The 19,261-nt window shown below is 40.0% G+C and carries 16 protein-coding genes; 13 read left to right on the top strand and 3 right to left on the bottom strand.

Annotated features, from left to right (window positions below; genetic code table 11):
• The first annotated feature begins 205 nt into the window (after positions 1 to 205).
• The 7 genes from VK179_11045 (at position 206) to lspA (ending at position 6,297) form a co-directional block, all read left to right on the top strand.
• Positions 206 to 616 (top strand): hypothetical protein, encoded by a 411-nt coding sequence (locus VK179_11045; GenBank protein HLO59271.1) that lies wholly within the window; start codon positions 206 to 208, stop codon positions 614 to 616.
• Positions 617 to 768: 152 nt separating this feature from the next.
• Entirely contained in the window at positions 769 to 1,422 is a 654-nt protein-coding gene (locus VK179_11040; GenBank protein ID HLO59270.1) for a hypothetical protein, read from the top strand.
• Positions 1,423 to 1,505: 83 nt separating this feature from the next.
• Positions 1,506 to 2,114, top strand: a complete 609-nt coding sequence (locus VK179_11035; GenBank protein HLO59269.1) for a hypothetical protein — start codon at positions 1,506 to 1,508, stop codon at positions 2,112 to 2,114.
• Between the two features lie 198 nt (positions 2,115 to 2,312).
• Positions 2,313 to 3,500 (top strand): WG repeat-containing protein, encoded by a 1,188-nt coding sequence (locus tag VK179_11030; GenBank protein HLO59268.1) that lies wholly within the window; start codon positions 2,313 to 2,315, stop codon positions 3,498 to 3,500.
• Positions 3,501 to 3,715: 215 nt separating this feature from the next.
• Positions 3,716 to 4,126: a DUF3795 domain-containing protein gene (locus tag VK179_11025; protein ID HLO59267.1), complete on the top strand. Its 411-nt coding sequence runs from the start codon at positions 3,716 to 3,718 to the stop codon at positions 4,124 to 4,126.
• A 58-nt stretch (positions 4,127 to 4,184) separates the two neighbouring features.
• Complete coding sequence (locus VK179_11020; GenBank protein ID HLO59266.1) at positions 4,185 to 5,726, top strand: hypothetical protein; 1,542 nt, start codon at positions 4,185 to 4,187, stop codon at positions 5,724 to 5,726.
• 64 nt (positions 5,727 to 5,790) lie between these two features.
• Entirely contained in the window at positions 5,791 to 6,297 is a 507-nt protein-coding gene (lspA, locus tag VK179_11015) for a signal peptidase II (protein ID HLO59265.1), read from the top strand.
• Positions 6,298 to 6,315: 18 nt separating this feature from the next.
• Here lspA and VK179_11010 read toward each other — a convergent pair whose 3' ends face one another.
• Entirely contained in the window at positions 6,316 to 6,885 is a 570-nt protein-coding gene (locus tag VK179_11010; protein ID HLO59264.1) for a hypothetical protein, read from the bottom strand.
• A 125-nt stretch (positions 6,886 to 7,010) separates the two neighbouring features.
• On the opposite strand from VK179_11010, the gene VK179_11005 reads away from it, so the two are divergent.
• Together VK179_11005 and VK179_11000 are read left to right on the top strand one after the other, a co-directional pair.
• A complete protein-coding gene (locus VK179_11005; GenBank protein ID HLO59263.1) occupies positions 7,011 to 9,167 on the top strand; it encodes a glycoside hydrolase family 3 C-terminal domain-containing protein in 2,157 nt (718 codons plus the stop codon).
• Positions 9,168 to 9,348: 181 nt separating this feature from the next.
• Positions 9,349 to 10,419 (top strand): hypothetical protein, encoded by a 1,071-nt coding sequence (locus VK179_11000; protein ID HLO59262.1) that lies wholly within the window; start codon positions 9,349 to 9,351, stop codon positions 10,417 to 10,419.
• 59 nt (positions 10,420 to 10,478) lie between these two features.
• On the opposite strand, the gene VK179_10995 is transcribed toward VK179_11000, so the two are convergent.
• Positions 10,479 to 10,991, bottom strand: coding sequence for a hypothetical protein (locus VK179_10995; GenBank protein ID HLO59261.1), 513 nt, complete (start codon positions 10,989 to 10,991; stop codon positions 10,479 to 10,481).
• 208 nt (positions 10,992 to 11,199) lie between these two features.
• Entirely contained in the window at positions 11,200 to 12,762 is a 1,563-nt protein-coding gene (locus tag VK179_10990) for a nucleoside hydrolase-like domain-containing protein (protein HLO59260.1), read from the bottom strand.
• A 195-nt stretch (positions 12,763 to 12,957) separates the two neighbouring features.
• On the opposite strand from VK179_10990, the gene VK179_10985 reads away from it, so the two are divergent.
• The 4 genes from VK179_10985 to VK179_10970 form a co-directional block, all read left to right on the top strand.
• On the top strand, positions 12,958 to 13,887 hold the full coding sequence (locus VK179_10985) for a hypothetical protein (GenBank protein HLO59259.1): 930 nt from the start codon (positions 12,958 to 12,960) through the stop codon (positions 13,885 to 13,887).
• 150 nt (positions 13,888 to 14,037) lie between these two features.
• Positions 14,038 to 14,232, top strand: a complete 195-nt coding sequence (locus tag VK179_10980) for a hypothetical protein (protein HLO59258.1) — start codon at positions 14,038 to 14,040, stop codon at positions 14,230 to 14,232.
• Positions 14,233 to 14,392: 160 nt separating this feature from the next.
• Positions 14,393 to 16,783 carry an alpha-L-fucosidase gene (locus tag VK179_10975; GenBank protein HLO59257.1) on the top strand — a complete coding sequence of 797 codons (2,391 nt, stop codon included), beginning with the start codon at positions 14,393 to 14,395 and terminating at the stop codon, positions 16,781 to 16,783.
• Between the two features lie 114 nt (positions 16,784 to 16,897).
• A partial coding sequence (locus VK179_10970) for a hypothetical protein (GenBank protein ID HLO59256.1) occupies positions 16,898 to 19,261 on the top strand: 2,364 nt, incomplete at its 3' end.

Below are 19,261 nucleotides of genomic sequence, written 5' to 3'. Positions count from 1 at the left end.
GCGATGCAACAAGAAATGCAATTGAGATTTATAACTCTAAAAGACTTCACTTATCTTTAGGTTATAAAACTCCCAATTATGTCTTTGAAAATGTAGCTTAATTTATTGTTTAACCTGTAGCCATATTTTAGGATAAGACATATTATAAAAATATACCGGACGATTGTGGAAATTAAATTTCTCATGCATCTTATTAAAAAATGTCATGAATAAATTATTATCAGTAACATTTAGCCTTTGTCTTGTATTCTTTACATACTCAATATCGGGACAAGATCTCTACAATTCAGAGACAATTGTAGGAAAATGGTACTTATTGGCATCTAAAAAGATACAGATTAATGATACAATATCATTAGTCAAAAATTTACCTAAATCAATTACAATGGATTATTCCCAGTGGGAATTTACTAAGTCCAATTTATTCCTAACTACGAATTATAAACACTTACAATCAAGTGAATTTGTTGCTGTCATGGAAAACAAAAAAAGTGATGATATCTGGTCTTATGATAAGGTTAATGGTATAATAATAATAACCAATAATTCCTTTAAGCAGAAATATTATTTACTTTTAATAAAACCTGACTTTATAAAATTGGTAAGGATTGAATAAAAACAGCCGTTAACAACCGGTCATACGTTATTTCCGGGCCGTGCGCTTCTATTGTTAGCTCAATTGGCTTTTATAAGTTCGTAACCCGACATGCAAGCGCTTCGAAACGCAACCGGTTATACCGGCGAGCATTAGCCACAATAATATAAGACATGTACAGATATCCTCTAGTAATATTTTTAACATTATGTTCAATCTTGTCCGGAGCGCAGGAAACGAATAAGAAAAGATTTGAACAGGGGAATGTTCTAATTACTCTTGCGCCTTTGAATATTGGTAATATATTTATGCCTAGTTTGGATTTTGGTGCATCATATTTTGTGACAAATAGAATCGAAATTCAACTGAAATATGGCAAAAAGATTGATGTCTATCATTATGATGATTTATACAGGTTTGATGGACATAAGCTTTTATTGGAAGTACCATACTATTTAAATAGAAATCTTTATGTATCGCTTGAGATGGGTATCCATCAAAATACATTTCATGATAAGATGTTTTATTTGCAACCGAACAACGACTCAGTTAAAATAAAAGACATTTATACAGTGAAAGACAGACGTATTACTGTCGTCCCTAAAATGGGTCATACTTTTTTTATCACCAAACACTTAATTGTTGATACGTATGCTGGCATTGGTTTCCAAAAGCTTTTAAGGAAAGTTAGTGAATTGGAGTATGACGAGACTTTAGGTCACAAAGACCCAGAACTGTATGAATGGGGTGTTGGACCAACCTATAACAATCGTAATGATTTTGGTGCCTGGTTATCCTTTGGGGTAAATATTAATTGGAAATTTTAATAAATTTACTGTGGCTGGTATACGCAATTGTTGGGCAATTGCCGTGCCTTTAAAGTGGATAATACACCAATTAATAGAAAAATATGAAACCATTTTACCTAATCTTATGCTTACTAATATTTTTTAGCTGCGAAGAAGACAAAAAGGAATTCATAAAAACTGATTTTAGCATTTTTGCTGGTCAGAAGGGAGATTCGGTCAGTTTTTTTGATTTTATTCCAAATATCAGAATAGATTATACTCAAACTGCATGTAAATATTTTTACGGAGATAATTCTGTTGATTTAGATTTTGACAATAATTCTGATCTTAAAATAACATACGATGTTGAGGTCCCTGATTTAGACTTTTCATGCTGTAATGCAGGCAATATCGGGGATTGTTTTCCTACAGGTTATCAATTAATTGAATTGACGAGACTTAATAAAAATTATCAAATAGCAACGGATTCAGATCATATAATCAAACAATTTGTAAAAGGAGAGAAGATCTTTCAATACAATAATTGGGATACTTGTACAATTGTATATTTTGCAAATTCATCCTTCCCAGCCTGGATAAATAATTGGGAAAATAATAGCAATAAATATATTGGGATTAGATTACTTGATAAGGATACAATTTATGGCTGGATCAAAGCAGCATATATTGATACCTTAATAATTGAGGACTTTGCTTTCAAAAAGAAATAAATTAACTGGTGCCAGCAACCGGTCATAGCCAATTGCCGGGCTATTCGGTGCTAATGTGTGTTCACTTGAACTGCTGACACCATCAGTGTGCCTTTCAATTGAAAATTGATTAAATTTGGATAAAATTTTAGCGCAATGATAACAATATCTTTTACGCGCATTAAGACACTTATTTAGCGCCATTATATACAATACATTATGCATAAACAAAATTTCCTATTGATCTTAGGATTAATACTAGGTATATTGTCGTTTTCATGCAAAAATGAACCGCAAAAAAGATCAAATAAGGTTATTGCGCAGGACTCTTTATTAATGCAATTATCTGCTAATACTGGTGATACAATATGCTATAGTGGCCTCATCCCTTTTAGGAAAGGGCTATTATGGGGCTTTTATAGTCCAAAAAAAGGTTTTATTTCTGAAATAATATATGATGACTTCAGAATGTTTGATGAATTTGGCAGGGCTGAGGTATCTTTGAACGGAAAATGGGGAGTTATTGATACTTTAGGTAATTATTTTATAAAACCGCTTTATGATAGGATTTCAAGTTTTATCAATGGCCTCTATATGGCCAGCAAGATGGATACTTCTTATATATTTAATTATAAAGGAAAAATTTTATCTTCATTTATAGATCAATATGAATATACAGGCATGGAGTGGCTAAATGATTCATTAATGCCGGTTAAAAAATACAATAAATGGAATCTGCTGGATATCAGAAATGGCAAAATACATTACCACATACCTTATAATTGGGTATCATTCTACCATGGCTATTTATCGGTTGGAGATGAAAAATACGGTACTATTGACCAAAACGGTAATATCATAATACCCATTATTTATAATAAGCCGTTGGCTTTTAATAATGGCTTAAGCGTTATTGAAAAGGACGGGAAAGCTGGCTATATTAACGAAAAAGGTGAGATAGTAGTACCATTGAAATATGAACCCTTTACTTTTGAGGATTGCAGTACATCTCCTGACGGTACTCTTGAATTCTCGGGTGGCGTTGGTCGAGTGCAATTAAAAGGTAAATATGGGTATGTTAATACAAAAGGAAGAGAAATTACCAGAATTGAATATGATTATGCACAACCATTCAGATATGGGATGGGTGTTGTTGAAAAGAAAGGTTTTTACAGTGCAATAGATACATCTGGAAAGACATTAATTGAATTTATGAAATGGGATGACTTTATTCTTAAATTTGAGTATATAAGAAAAATAAATTATCCTGATTACAATATCGATTACGGAAAAATACAGAAAGAAAAATACAATTATATCGTTCAAATCAGGAATGGGTTGTTTATGGTTGAAATTGATGGTAAAAGGGGTTATGTAGACAAAAACGGAATCGAGTATTTTGAATAATTTAAAGAAATTAACAGCGCACCTGGCTTGTTTGGCAATACCGGCGAACGTTGTAGGTCATTTAATAAAAAATCATAGAAACATGAATAATCAACGGCAACTTGCGGCAGAATTGGCTCAAACGTTCTATGATGGATCTTTGACATAAATAGATTTTTTAGATAGATATCCCGACTCCGGGTGCTAGTGTTGGTTGATTAAACAAACTAATGTCAATGATTAAAATTATTGCTCCCTGCGGAATGAATTGCGGGCTCTGCATTGGTCATTTAAGAGATAAAAAACCTTGTGGTGGCTGTTACAGGATTGATGACCCGAACAAGCCAAAGGTATGCCGGAGCTGTAAAATTGCAAATTGTGAACTGCTTGCAGAAACTGAATCCGGATATTGTTTTGATTGTAAAATATATCCCTGCACAAGGTTAAAAAATCTTGATTTACGATATAAATCCAAATATGGAATGAGCATGATCGAAAATCTTGACGACATTAAAAAGTCCGGGATTGAGACATTCTTGAAAGCCGAGGACTTAAAATGGAAATGCAAGGTTTGCGGAGCGACGATATGTGTACACAGAGTTTTTTGTCTCAACTGCAAAACTATAATTGATAAAAAGACATACTAATTCCGGGAAAAACAAAAAAGATTAATTTCATCCTTTGAAGAAACCATTGGTGAGTAAGATGAAAAAATTCACATTCCTGCTTTTATTTTCAGGAATTACAGGATTGCTGCCCGCACAAAAAATTGAACCGGATTACCCGACTCCTGTCACCTTTACTGCTCAGGAAGATCATGATAATATGATGAAGCAACTGGGCATCACGGAAATCCGGCCCGGTTTCAGCGGTAATGAAAATGATCCGAATCATGCCAATTACGATGAATCACTTGCCAATCCCTGTCCCCGGCTTCCGGATGTGCTCACATTAAATAATGGTAAAAAAATTTCTTCCCCAGATATGTGGTGGAAACTGCGCAGACCTGAAATTGCTGAAGCATTTGAAAGAGAAGTCTATGGCCGGTTACCGGATTATATTCCGGGTGTTACGTGGGAAGTTAAAATTACCGATCGGGAATTCGTGGGTCGCATACCCGTCATAGCCCGTCAACTGAACGGACATGTGGACAACCATGACTATCCGCTGATAAACGTGGATATCAATATGGTGGTTGTTTTGCCTGTTAACGTAAAGGGTCCTGTTCCTGTGTTAATGATGTTCGGCCGGCCGGTTCTCCCCTCGCCTGCCCAGCCATCCCCTGAAGATTTGGTGAAGATCAATGAAGCCTTCAAGAAAATGCTTATTCAAAATGATCCTGAAATGAAGGCGGTTTTTGAAAAATACCCTGCCTATACACCTATTACCAGATTGCCGGGACCTGATTTTTTCGCTCCTCCGCCCAACGGTGAATCAGCACCCACAGAACAATTGCTTGCAGCCGGATGGGGATATGCCATCATTGATCCGTCGAGCATACAGGCTGATAACGGCGCCGGATTAACCCGTGGAATAATTGGACTTGTGAATAAAGGGCAGCCCAGGAAACCCGATGACTGGGGCGCTCTGCGTGCATGGGCCTGGGGTGCAGCACGAGGACTGGATTATCTCGAAACCGACACCCTAGTGGATTCCAAAAAAGTAGGAATTGAAGGCGTTTCACGATACGGAAAGGCAGCTCTCGTCACACTTGCTTTTGAAACAAGATTCGCCGTCGGACTTATCGGCTCATCCGGTAAGGGTGGAACAACGCTCCATCGCAGATTTTTCGGTGAAGCAGTTGAAAACCTAACTTCATCAGGTGAGTATCATTGGATGGCAGGTAATTATTTAAAATACGGGGCATCGAAGGGAATCAGCGGGAAAAAATCAGGTTGTGACCTTCCGGTTGACTCACATGAACTGATTGCCCTTTGCGCTCCCAGGCTTGTTTTTATCAGCTATGGAATTCCCGAAAAAGGTGATGCCAAATGGCTCGATCAGAAAGGCAGCTACATGGCCACCATAGCAGCCGGTGTTGTATATAAGCTTCTTGGAGCTAAAGACCTTGGTGTAATGAATGATTACATGAAAGAACAAATGCCCCCCGTGCTCACAGGATTAACTGACGGCCAGCTGGCCTGGAGACAACATGACGGGGGACATACCGATGCTCCCAATTTTCAGTATTTCATTCCATGGGCCAATAAGATGATGAATTACATCATTAGTCCGGTTCGATTTTAATCTTTAAGAAAAAAACAATACTAAATTCGCACTTTATAAAAATTGAATTTATATCGTAATTGATATGATGAATAAAAGCCGGATGTACAGAAACCTGGTCATGATCCTGACAATAGTTATTCTTGTCGGTTGTGATCAGATTTCTAAAAACATAGTGAGACATTCCCTCGAATACAATGAAAGAATTGCTGTATTCGATCATTTCATTACCATGACCAAGGTGGAAAATACAGGCGCTTTCCTGGGACTGGGGAGTAATGTTCACAGGGGGATTTACAGTGTGCTCATGATCGTATTGCCGCTTCTTGTACTTTGCTATGCTTTTTATTACCTGTTTAGCAGAAACAATACATGGCTTTTGATTTCAGGACTTTGCCTGATCATAAGCGGCGGTATAGGAAATATAATCGACCGGATCCTATACGGATCAGTAACTGATTTCCTTCATTTCAATTTCGGCATCTTCCAGACCGGCATCGTCAACGCTGCCGATATGGAAATAACAGCAGGATTTGTTGTCCTGCTGTTAGAGATGTATCTTCATAGGGAAAAGAAAGTGACTGGTGAATAGAAACTGGTGACTGGTGATCTAACGACTTGGATAAGCCCCAATGTAGGACACATATTTAGGCGACAATCCAAGCAATTTCTGAACGGTAACCGGAAGAACAGTTGCTCCGGATGCTCCTTTAAAATTCGGAATCAGCTCGTAATTTCCCAGTTCACGGCTTTTGAATACCTGCAGATCCGGTTCACTGAAATAAAGACTGTGCAGAGATGAACCATCAAAAACAGATTGGAAGTCATCAGCCGACTGCAGTTGCCTGTCACACCCCTGGACTTGCGATGAATTGGCTGAGGGGCTCCAGTTTGCCAGTACATGGTTATTATTTTCAGGATCATTTACAATGACATTGTAATCCATTTGTTTTACCTGTGATTCTTTAAGCTTTCCGCAAAATCCTGATGCTGTCCGACATTCATAAACGGCGTGATGCCCCGCAGCATAGAATACATTTCCGACCGTTTTAGGAAGTACATAATTCTGTTTCACGGGACCGTATGGGCCGCCCGAAGGCTGTGCCATGGTCAAAGACATGGTTGTTACCGCTAATATCAGGGTACAGAAAATCCTGGTGGAGAGAAACCTTGTGTTCATGATGATAGAATTTCAGTTTTACCGAAAGGTAATTAACCGCGCCCTATTCACAAAATAAAACGATATGGTTTAAAAAATACGATTGAACTTTTTATCTTTAAACGTCAAACAAGTCAAACAACCCGATGAAAAAGCTTTTTATATACGCAATCCTTTTAACAGGCTGGTGTGCCTGTTATTCACAAACTTTTCCTTTTCAGAACCCGGATCTGGCTGACGAAAAAAGACTCGACAACCTGATCTCCTTGATGACATTAGATGAGAAGATTACCTGTTTATCTTCACGTCTTTCCATTCCCCGTCTCGGAGTTAAGGGAACAAGAATAGTAGAAGGCCTGCATGGCCTTGCCCTGAGCGGCCCTGCCAACTGGGCTGTAAAAGGAAAAGGCGAATCGGCAACCACCACATTTCCGCAGGCTTACGGACTGGGTGAGACCTGGGATCCGGATCTGATTACCCGTGTGGCATCGCTTGAAGCGGAAGAATGCCGCTATTTGCTGCAGAACAAAGATTATGGCAGTGCAGGTCTGATTGTACTCGCCCCTAATGCCGATCTTGGCCGTGACATACGTTGGGGCCGTACCGAAGAATGCTATGGTGAAGATGCTTTTCTGAACTCAAGACTCACAGTGGCTTTTGTTAAAGGATTGCAGGGCACTGATCCCAAATACTGGAAAACAGCGTCATTGATGAAACACTTTCTTGCCAACAGCAATGAAAACAACAGGACTATCAATTCCTCTGATTTTGATGAACGGCTTTTCAGGGAATATTATGCATATGGATTTTTTAAAGGTGTTACGGAAGGCGGCTCCAGGGCATATATGGCAGCCTATAATAAATACAATGGGATACCCTGTACCGTTAGTCCCGTCTTAAAAGATGTCACTGTGAACCAGTGGGGCCAGAACGGCATCATTTGCACCGACGGAGGGGCTTTTAACCTGCTGGTAACGGCTCACAAATATTATCCTGACCTTGCAACGGCAGCTTCTGCTTGTCTCAAAGCCGGAATAACGATGTTCCTTGATAATTACCGTAAATCGATTGAGGAAGCCCTTTCAAAAAAAATGATAACCGAGGAGGAGATCAATGTTGCTATCCGCGGCAATCTTCGCGTGTTGCTGAAATTGGGGTTGCTTGATAATTCAACTAAAAATCCGTATTCAGGTATAGGAGTAACCGATTCTATCAAACCCTGGACTAAGCCTGAAAGTCATGACATGGTCTACCAGGCGACTGTAAAGTCAATCGTTCTGCTTAAAAATGAAGGACAGGTTCTTCCGATTCAGAAAGATCAGATAAAAACCGTTGCAGTAATAGGGCCATCTGCTAATATGGTAATTTCCGACTGGTATGGCGGAAAACCGCCTTATACGGTAAGCGCCTTGCAGGGAATCAGGAAAGTGGCAGGCGACAAAATTGAAATATTATTTGCACAGAGCAATAAGGCGGATTCGGCTGTAATTGCAGCGAGGAAAGCCGATGTAGCCATCGTATGCATTGGTAATGATCCGCTGGGCCACAACGCAGGCTGGGGAAAAAATTATGTTCCCGGCGAAGGGAGGGAAGATGTGGATCGCCAGGCTATCACCATTGAACAGGAAGACCTTGTGAAACTTGTCATGGCTGCCAATCCCAAAACCGTTCTTGTGCTGATTTCAAGCTTTCCGTATGCCATAAACTGGTCAAAGGAGCATGTACCGGCTATTCTGCATATGACCCAATCCAGCCAGGAACTCGGCAATGGTCTTGCCGATGTATTGTTCGGCAAGCAGAATCCTGCCGGCCGACTCACTCAGACCTGGTCATCTTCGATAGATGAATTACTGCCCATCCTGGATTACAATCTGAGAGACGGCCGCACATATATGTATGATAAACATACTCCGCTTTTCCCGTTCGGTTACGGCTTAAGCTATACCACATTTGAATACTCGCCAATTCAAACCGATAAAAAAGCGATCAGAGACGGTCAAACACTGAATGTGACCTTCAGGCTTAAAAACACTGGAAATGCTGACGGAGAGGAAGTAGTTCAGTTGTATGCCAGTTATCCAGGTTCAAAGGTCGAAAGGCCCATCAAACAGTTGAGAGCATTCCGCCGTGTTTTTGTACCGAAAGGCCAGACTGTTGAAGTCACCCTTCCCCTGAAGGCTGAAGATCTCAAATATTGGGATGTAAATTCTAATTCTTTTGTTCTTGAAAAGGGAAACGTGCATTTCTTTATCGGCGGGTCGTCAGTGGATGAAAAGATAAGCGGAGATATCTCTGTTGAATAGTTTATGGTTTAAGGTTTGAGATTTGAGATTTGAGGTTCAGAAGTTCAGAGGTTCAGAGGTTCGGGATGTTCAGAGTTTGGACAATCTGAAGTCTTTTAGGATTTTTTAACGGAGCAAAAAAGGAAAAACTTTTTTTTTAGCATTATATATGTGCTATCGATAAAGTATTGTTTAATGTAGTATGATCAGGATAGTTTTCAGGAAATCCCTGCTTTGGGCATGTATAGTTTCATTCATTTTTGTTTTCCAATACAGTTGCGGAAAGAAAATGTATTCTCCCGTTAACAGTCACATTTCAAGCCATGGTATAAAAGACAACCAGGCCATGTCGCGCCGGGATTCGTTGGCTATTGCCAAAATGCCCCAGTATTACAAATTTCTTACAACCTTAAAAGAAGAAGGATATGAATTTATGGATTTCCGGACTTATCTACATACTGACACCTCAGGTTTACCGGGAAAACTGCTTGTACTGAGGCACGATGTTCATTATCGCGATATAGAATGGGCTTATTATGCGTTTCAGATTGAGAAAATGGTTATTGGTTCCGGTCATTCCACATTTTACATTTTGCTTAATGATCCTGAAGAGATTGCCCGGTCGGGTAAACAGGTTGAAAACGATTATATGGGTCTTATCCGTCATCTCGATTCGAACCATGTAGATATTGAGCCTCATATTTCGCCCATTGATTTATACATTGATACAAGGCATCCTTACTGGGCTAAAGACCCGGTAGACACCCTGAAGAAACTTTTTGACAGGAACTACGAATGGGATATAAACAAAAACGGGAGAAAACTGGTGGTTAAGGGTAAGGATGTATTCAGAATGAATGATATTAACCATGAACTCATTACGATCTTGCCAAAATATAACAGGGAATGGACCAAATTAACCCGGTTGCCGGTCGAAGGATACGCTGCTCATGGTTCTGCGACCCCCATGAACAAAGTTCTCAATAATGAAGCATTGCTGGATCAATCAGTTCTCTTAAAAACCGGAATTTATAAATACGATACCTATAACTCGAAAATATTCAATGTTCTCTCCTATCTGTCTGATAACACCCTGCCAACATGGATGAGCGTACCCGGAAACATTGCGCCCGGCAGGTACCAGCTGCTCATGCATCCCTACCAATGGTCGCTTAACCGCAGGGCATTGCTGACTACCTTTGATCATCCGACAATAATCCCATCCGATTCAATAATACACGATATTAAGTACCGGCTGATGCCGATGAACTGAAAATAAAAAAGCCCTGCAAGTGGTACCTTACAAGGGCTTTTCAACAAAAAAGGGTTAAATTAGAGAGTTTCTACTTTTACTTTGGCATCCATACCGGCGGAAACTACAAAAGTCATAGGACCACTAGTTTCACCGGAAACCGTGAAAGTAAGACTGCCGTCGCTATTTAGTTTATTGCCCATCTGTGTGAGAATTGAAGATGATACTTCAGGAGTAAATGTATTATTTACCATAGTAATATCCGTAACGGTCAGAATAGTACCAATACCTTCTGCACTAAGTGAAAGAGTATTGATCGTCTGTCCTTCCGATAAACCTTCAACAGTAATAACCACATTGCTCAGGTCAATTTCATCAATCCTTGAAAGATAGCTTTCCAAATCACTGTTATCAGCAAGTGAAAGAACTTCTGTCTGGCTGAATGTTGAAGCTGTGGCTTTGCTTTGATTGGTTGTCACAGGGAAATCAACATTGAAACTCGTATCCACTTTAATTGAAGTGGCATCCTTAATCTTCTCACATCCTGAAAGAATCAGGAAAGCGGCAAAAATCAGGGAAAGGCTTAATCTCATACTTGTAAATTATTAAGGTTAATAATAGTCCTTAAATCAAATATTTTATGATTCCAGGTTGATGCAGGTTCTACGTGATATGTACTTTCAAGGTTTCCCGGGTTCCAACGTTCAGAGGCCTTTTAGCAGAAACGTTTCGGTGCAGATAGTGTGGTTAGTCACTAGTTTACGAAATCCGGAAACAAAAAACAACAGGTTGATCAATATTTCACTTTATTGTGACTATGACCCTGTGATACCTTACCAACTGCGGAATACCGTTATCATCGGCCTGGAGTATCAGATGAATGGTTTCACCTGCTAAGGCATCCGGTGGTATAATAAATGAAGCTGAAACTGATTCGGGATTTACAATTTTCACTTCGCCTTTGTAGCTTCCTACCTTGAAATGCCACCATTTTAGTGTAACAGCATTCCCGTCAGGATCTGAAACCCTGGCTTTCAGATTAACCGTTTCACCGGGCTTGACCGAGATGTTTGAAACAGCTTCAATTACCGGCTCGTGGTTGGCATCTTTGAATTCCGGTGTAACCGACCATTTAAAACGAGCGGCCAGGCTGTTCATCACAGCAGGAAAAAAATCCGGCAGCACCGTATCTCTTCTGAACATCGAGTATAACAAGGCTGTGTCCATGGTTGCCATGGAATCAAAAGAGATCGTTCGTGATCTTTTACGGCCGCTCCATCCTCCGTATGATTCATCCTCCCATGCAAGAAGCCCGTTATCAATAAGGTTCAGAAAAGTAGGTGTATCCCCTTCTCCCAAAAAAGAGCCTTTTTTCTGAATGGGTGTCCAGACAATATAACCCTTCTTTCTCAACTGGTCATCGGTAAAACCTGAAAAGCCGAAAAAGTCGAAAATATCATCCTTTACCATTTGCTTACCATCGCCCCAAACCCTGTAAAAAGATCCAAAAGGGCCTTTACCTGAGATGTTTTCCTGCATCCATTCGGGAGTATAAAAATGAGCGTTTTCGGGTTTGCTGCGGAGTTGAGAGCCGTAACTAAGCCCAAGTCCAGATCCTCCCAATTTTGAATAGCCGATATCGGGCCAATTAATTTTTGTATAAAGCTGGTAGGTATCATCCTGTTCTCCGGAAGGCAGTATCATTACTTTCCTTGAAATCTTCTCCTTAATTGCCGGCCATTCCGGAGTGTTTTCATATTGATCCTGAATCGACTTAAGCGCCCTGGCTATAGTGCTTTGCCCGCCCCATGCGGTTATAAACAAAGTACCCGGCACACTGTCCAGCATCAGTTTTCTGATCAGGTCCGATCCGGGAGTGTCCTTTGACATTTCACCTTCAAACTCAATATTTCCATATCGAATAACCGACTTCAGGTGCCCGGGGGTGGGATAATCCGCATTATGGATTTTCAGGTTCGGATACACCTGTTCATATATGTCAACGGCATCGTGAATGAACCGCTCGTCCTTTGCCCAGCGGTATGATTCAAAGGGCCCCAAATTGAGTCCGAACCGGTTATATTCCCTGTTCGGATGCGAAAACTTTGTTCCTTTTCCATCGCCCTTCCAGTGAAACTGGCTACTTGTATAAATCAGTCCCTCCACATTATAATCGGTGCTGAATAACAGAAAACGGACCATTGAATTCAGGTCATCGAGCTCGGGATCACAGGTGACCACCACACGGGGTTTTATTTTGACGGTTTCAGGCTTATCCGGTGAACAAGCTGAAAAAAAAGCGGTGTAAACTATCAGAGTATGTAAAGTAAAGAATCCCAGATTGGAAACAATACCTGATTTCATATGGTAGTAAATTTATTTATTGCTAATATAAATAAAACCCGATGATTAAAATCACACAATCTGATAATATACATCTGCCTTTTGAGGCCATTCATCCGCTCCTGAAGCGCTTACTTCGCCCTTTGTTTTCCATTTTATTCTATGTTCTCAGGTCGTCTCAGTGTTCCGGTATATACTGCTTGTTTACTAATCTTCATGACTGTATTCATTTCATGTGAAAAAGAAAAAATTTACGATGTTCAGGATATAAGGAATGATTCCCCGGCATTACCGAGTCAAACTGAAACTCCACTTACAGCAGAAGATTCAGTTGTAATCAATAAAATGCCCTATTATTACAATTTCCTGAAAACCATGAAGGAGAATGGGTATTATTTCTGCGATTTCAGGACGTATATGAAACTTGATACATCGCTTTTACCTTCCAAAGTTTTAGTCATCAGGCATGATATTCACTCACGCGATGTTAAATGGGCTTATATTGCTTTTCAGATCGAACAAATCGTTATCGGGTCAGGACAATCAACTTTTTACGTTTTGCTGAATGACCCTTGTGAATTACCCCAGGGAACTCAGATTCAGAAAGCGTATATGGGATTAATCCGGCACCTAGATTCAAACCATGTGGATATCCAACCGCATATATCACCCATTGACTTATACATTAATTCCAGGCATCCTTTGTGGGAGAAATATTCGTATGACACCCTTAAATTATTGTTCGAAAGAAACTACTTCTGGGGAATGTACGGGAAAGGCAAAAAGGTAAATGTCAGAGGAGAGGATGTCTTTAATATAAATGATATTAACAGGGAAATACGAACATTGCTTATACGTTATAATAAGGAATGGACTAAACAAACCGGTTTAAAAGTGCAGGGATATGCGTCGCACGGGTCTGCAACCTGCATGAACCGAATCATTAACAATGCTGAAATCCTGGATCAGCAAATACTTCGGAATGCAGGAATTTTCAGCTATGACACGTACAATTCGACTATTTTCAATGTTTTAACTTATCTGTCCGATAATTCACAACCCGCCTGGATGAAAAACCCACAGATTATACCACACGGTCATTACCAGTTTCTGATGCATCCGTATTTGTGGTCATTATTGAGGTAATCATGAAAATCACCGCCTTACTGTTATCTTGTGTCAACTAAACGGCATTTTGTCATCAAAAAAGATGAGTTGGTAAACAGAATATTGATTTTACGCTATATATGCCCTATATTTTGATGCCTTTTAGCACACCCAACTTTAACCTTAATCATGAGAACCTTGCGCGAAAAGATCAAATCTATGATGGAAACCGATGATCCTATTATCCTGCATTTAAATTATGATGAATTGAATTACATCAATTACTACATGAATGAATTAAACAAGTCGGGAAGGCAACACTCCATAGTCCGCATTAACCGAAGCAATACCAGCATAGAAATTGAAACAAAGTATTCGGAATAGGTTTAGAAGTTTAGAAGTTTAGAAGTTTAGAAGTTCAGTGAAATCAAGTCTATTAATAAAGCCGTTGTTGGCAGGGATTCCATTCAAAAATACCAGACCGGATTAAATAAAATTATACATTTACGATAAAAAGTATCCACTACATTTAATAATGTAACATATGATTTATAAAAATGTGCCTTTTCTGTTTCTGATGATTATCGCGGTCACTTTTAGTGCTTCAGCTCAGAAGTTTCAAAACAATTTTGAATCCCTGGAAAAGTCAAACCCGGTGCCCGAATGGTTTAAAGATGCAAAATTCGGTATTTATTTCCATTGGGGTGTTTATTCTGTTCCGGCTTATGGAAATGAATGGTATCCCCGCAATATGTATCTTAAAGATAGCCCTGAAAACAAGCATCATGCTGAAACATATGGCGATATATCCAGTTGGCCTTACAATAATTTTATCACAGGTGCAAAAGACAAAAATGGGAATTTTATACAGTTTGCTCCAAAACTCAAATCAGAAGGCGGTAATTTCGACCCTGACGAATGGGCACAATTATTCGCCGATGCAGGAGCAAAATTTGCAGGACCCGTAGCTGAACACCATGACGGATTTTCAATGTGGGCCAGTAAGGTAAATCCATGGAATGCAAAAGATATGGGACCCAAACTCGATTTAGTGAGCTTGCTGACTGATGCTATCCGGAAAAAAAATATGAAAATTATCCTGTCGATGCATCATGCCTATAATATAACCGGATTTTATGAAGCTGTTCCCAAAACTGAAGATCCTAAACTTCAAATATTATACGGTCAAAGGGGAAAAGAAAAAAACGAAGAATTGTGGCTGCAGAAGCATAAGGAAATTATTGACAACTATAAACCTGATATTATCTGGCAGGATTTCAATTTACCGGTTATTTCCCAACCGGTTTTACTTGAGTTTCTGGCTTATTATTACAATATGGCTGATAAATGGAATAAGGAAGTAGTTGCCACCTATAAGGATGCCCTGAATACAAAATGTGCCGTTCTGGATTATGAACGTGGAGGCCCTACAGACCTTACTCAAAATTACTGGCTTACAGATGACGCCATAAGCTCATCAAGTTGGTGTTATACCGAGGGTATAGGGTATTATTCAAAGAAACAGATACTTCATGGCTTTCTCGACAGAATAAGCAAGAACGGTAACCTTTTATTAAACATTTCGCCCAAAGCAGATGGGACAATACCACAGGAACAAAAAGACGTATTGCTTGCCATGGGTGATTGGCTTAAAAAATATGGCGAAGCAGTATATGCTACACGTGCATGGGAAAAGTATGGGGAAGGCCCTACAAAAATGGGTGCGGCACACGGAGTTTTTACAGCTCCGGCAGAAGGTACTGCTACTGATATTCGTTTTACACGATCGAAGGACAATACAACCCTTTATGCCATCATGCTGGGTTGGGATAAAAATCAGAAAGAGGTAGTACTAAATTCGTTGTCTTCCCAAAGAATCAATTTAAAGAATTTGAAATCTCTTGTTCTGATTAATGGGAAAGCCGGCAATTATTTACCTGTATCTTACAAACAGGATGAACAGGGTTTACTGGTTAATCTGCCTGAAAAATCGTTTGAGGATATGGCCTATGTTCTGAAATTCACCTTTACTGGTCAGATACCCAAGCTTGATAATTATGCGGACCTCGATTGCAATCCGGATTATTACATCATACCGGGGAATAACAATGGATCATTGGTGCTTAAATCAGATATGACACTAGCAGCAAAGAAAAAGAATCCGTCTAACCAATGGAAACTTGAGTCTTTGGGCAAGGGACTGTATAGAATTCATAATAGCGGGAACAGCGATAAATTAATTGAATGTATATCCGGTAATGATCTTCAGATTGCCGGTTTCTCTGGGAAAGAAAATCAAATATGGAAAATTGAGAACTCCTACAATGGCTTATTGAAAATTTCAAACAAACAATTTCCAACTAGTATAATATCAGTTAATCCTTCTCTCGCCGAAGGAAATAAGGTTGGAATTCTTAATCCGGAGAATGTTTCGCTTTCCGGATGGAGTCTGAAGGAACTATGCAACCTTGATCAGAGAGCATATAAATCAAATACCATCCCGGGGATTATTGAAGTGGAAGATTTTGATGAGGGTTGCCCTGGTGAAGTCTATGTTGACAAAGACGAAAATAATGCAGGAAGCCAGTACCGTTCAAATGTGGGTGTGGACATTGAGAAGTGTTCAGCCGGCGGTTATAGTATTGGCTGGACTTCCGAAGGTGAATGGATGTTATATACAGTTACTGTAAGTAAACCGACTACCTGCCAGGTTACATTTCATATTGCTTCTTCTTCTGAAAGCGGGAGAATACATCTTGAATGTGACGGGAAAAATTTAACTGAGGCCATTTCAATTCCCAATACGGGTGGATACCAAAAATGGGGGATTGTAAAAAATACGGCACAACTTGATGCCGGTACGCATGTTATAAAACTTTTCATTGATGGCGGCGGTTTCAATATTGATAAGATGGTTTTTGAAGAATTAAATTGAATCGCCCGGATGCGACAATATTTAAAATAAAGGCTACTATACTATAAGTTTTAGCTACTGAAACTTGATATTTTTATGCGCAGTATAGTTGATGTTTTTCAATAGCTAAATCTTATGCACAAATTAGGCCTTTTAATTCTTGTATTGTTATTCCGGCTTTTCTTAGGTTCAACGTTGAATGCACAACCCTTTGGCAATGTAGCCCTGGGAGGAGGAGGTTTTGTAACCGGCATCATAAGTCATAAAATTTCAGGAGACATATACTGCCGCACCGATGTCGGAGGAGCTTACCGGTGGGATGGGGTAAATTCAAAATGGATTCCTTTACTTGATTGGACTTCGGATAATCAAACGTCATACCAGGGAGTGGAAGCTCTGGCTTTGGATCCTCAGAATGCGAACAATCTGTACATCCTTGCAGGGACTTCTTACTTTAATGGTGGAAAAACAGCCATACTAAAATCCACAGATAAGGGAAATACATTCTCTGAAGTGGTAGTAACCTCCAAGTTTACTGCTCATGGAAACGGAATGGGAAGATCTAACGGAGAACGTCTGGCTGTGGATCCTAATAACAGTGACATTATTTTTTGCGGAACCAGATCAAAAGGATTGTGGAAAAGCACCAATGGTGGATTCGACTGGACGCTGGCATGGAATGGAGTTACAAGTACAGAAAACGGAAACGGAATCTGTTTTGTGGTATTCGATTCTTCCAGTGTTTCGGGAGGAATTACTCAGACTATTTATATAGGAATATCCCGAACGGGAGGTGACAACATATATAAAAGTACAGACGGAGGCAGTACTTTCACCGCAATTCAACCTGATGTTTCTTTTATGCCGCACAGAGCGGTTTTATCTTCAGACAATTCTACTTTATATGTGGTAATGGCAAATGCTGAGGGGCCATGGAATCCAGGCAACGGGAGAGTTTACAAACTTGCGACTGCTACCGGAATATGGACCAACATTACTCCTAATGGGAATAATTACTCATACGGAGGAGTTAGTGTTGATCCGGCAAATACCAACAGGATTATTGTTTCAACAATTAACACCTGGAGTAATAACCAGTTTGGCAATACATGGGGGGATTTCGTCTATTTATCTTCCGATGGAGGAAAAACATGGACTTCAAAATTGTCCTCCAATAGTACCATGAATGTTAATGGTATTGGCTGGATAGCTGGTCGCGGGATACATTGGGCCGGTAGTGTTGACTTTGATCCGTTTAATACGGCGAGAGTAAGGATTATTTCAGGGAATGGAGTTTTTACATGCGATAATATTAATGCATCCGTCACTTCCTGGAAATTTGATGTAAAAGGATTGGAAGAAACTGTGGCACTCGATGCAATAAGTATCCCGGGAGGCCCTTTTATATCCGGAATAGGAGACCAATCCGGAGCAGTGTATCCTGATATTTTTGCCTATCCGGCCCGGATAATAACTCCGGCCGCCAGTACCAACACGAGTGTAGCTTATGCCGCAAACAATACCAGTAAAGTGGTAAGAGTTTCGGATAAAATATATTACTCCACCAATCAGGGAGCAACCTGGATACAATCGTCCTCTATTAATGGTACATATGGCAAAGTAGCATTATCGGCAGATGGCAATACAATTCTTCATTGTCCAGACGGCGGAAGTACCACGTATTACTCAACAAATAACGGAACAACATGGACAAGCACTGGTGTTACAAATGTTCAAAATGCCATACCTGTAGCGGATTACGTTAATACGGACAAATTTTATATTTATAGTTCAGGCAGCGGACAACTGCTGGTAAGTACAAATAAAGGGGTAAATTTTACTGCGTCATCATCTAATCCCGGGTCATGGGGTTCGCAAAGGATCAGGGCCGTTCCGGGTAATGAAGGACATGTGTGGGTAGCTTTAAATGGTAGCGGATTAAAATATACCACTAACAACGGAACTTCATGGATAAGAATATCCAATGTTTCTTACTGCGGTGCTGTTGGTTTTGGTAAAACTGCACCTGATGCTTCATATCCTACTATTTTTATCTGGGGGACGGTGGACGGAGTAACAGGTATTTATTTCTCCACGAACAAAGGCACTTCCTGGTCAAGAATGAATGATGATGCCCATGAATGGGGCGGACCCGGGAACGGCAATTTTGTTATGGGGGATATGAATGTATTTGGCAGGGCATATATGAGCACAGTAGGACGAGGTATTGTAGTTGTCCAAATTCAGGATTGCAACGGAGTCTGGGGCGGTACGGCTTACCTGGATAGTTGTCATACATGTGTCGGAGGCAACACCGGTAAGCTTCCCTGTGAAAAGGATTGCCAGGGAATCTGGGGTGGCTCCGACACATTAAGCTGCACAAAAGACTGCCAGGGTATTTGGGGAGGCGGAGCTTTTGTCGATAGTTGCGGAACCTGTGTTGAGGGAACCACCGGAAAACATGCATGCATAAAGGATTGTAATGGAGTATGGAATGGT

The organism is Bacteroidales bacterium, assembly GCA_035299085.1.
GTDB lineage: Bacteria > Bacteroidota > Bacteroidia > Bacteroidales > UBA10428 > UBA5072.
This window is presented reverse-complemented; position numbering and strand designations above follow the sequence as displayed.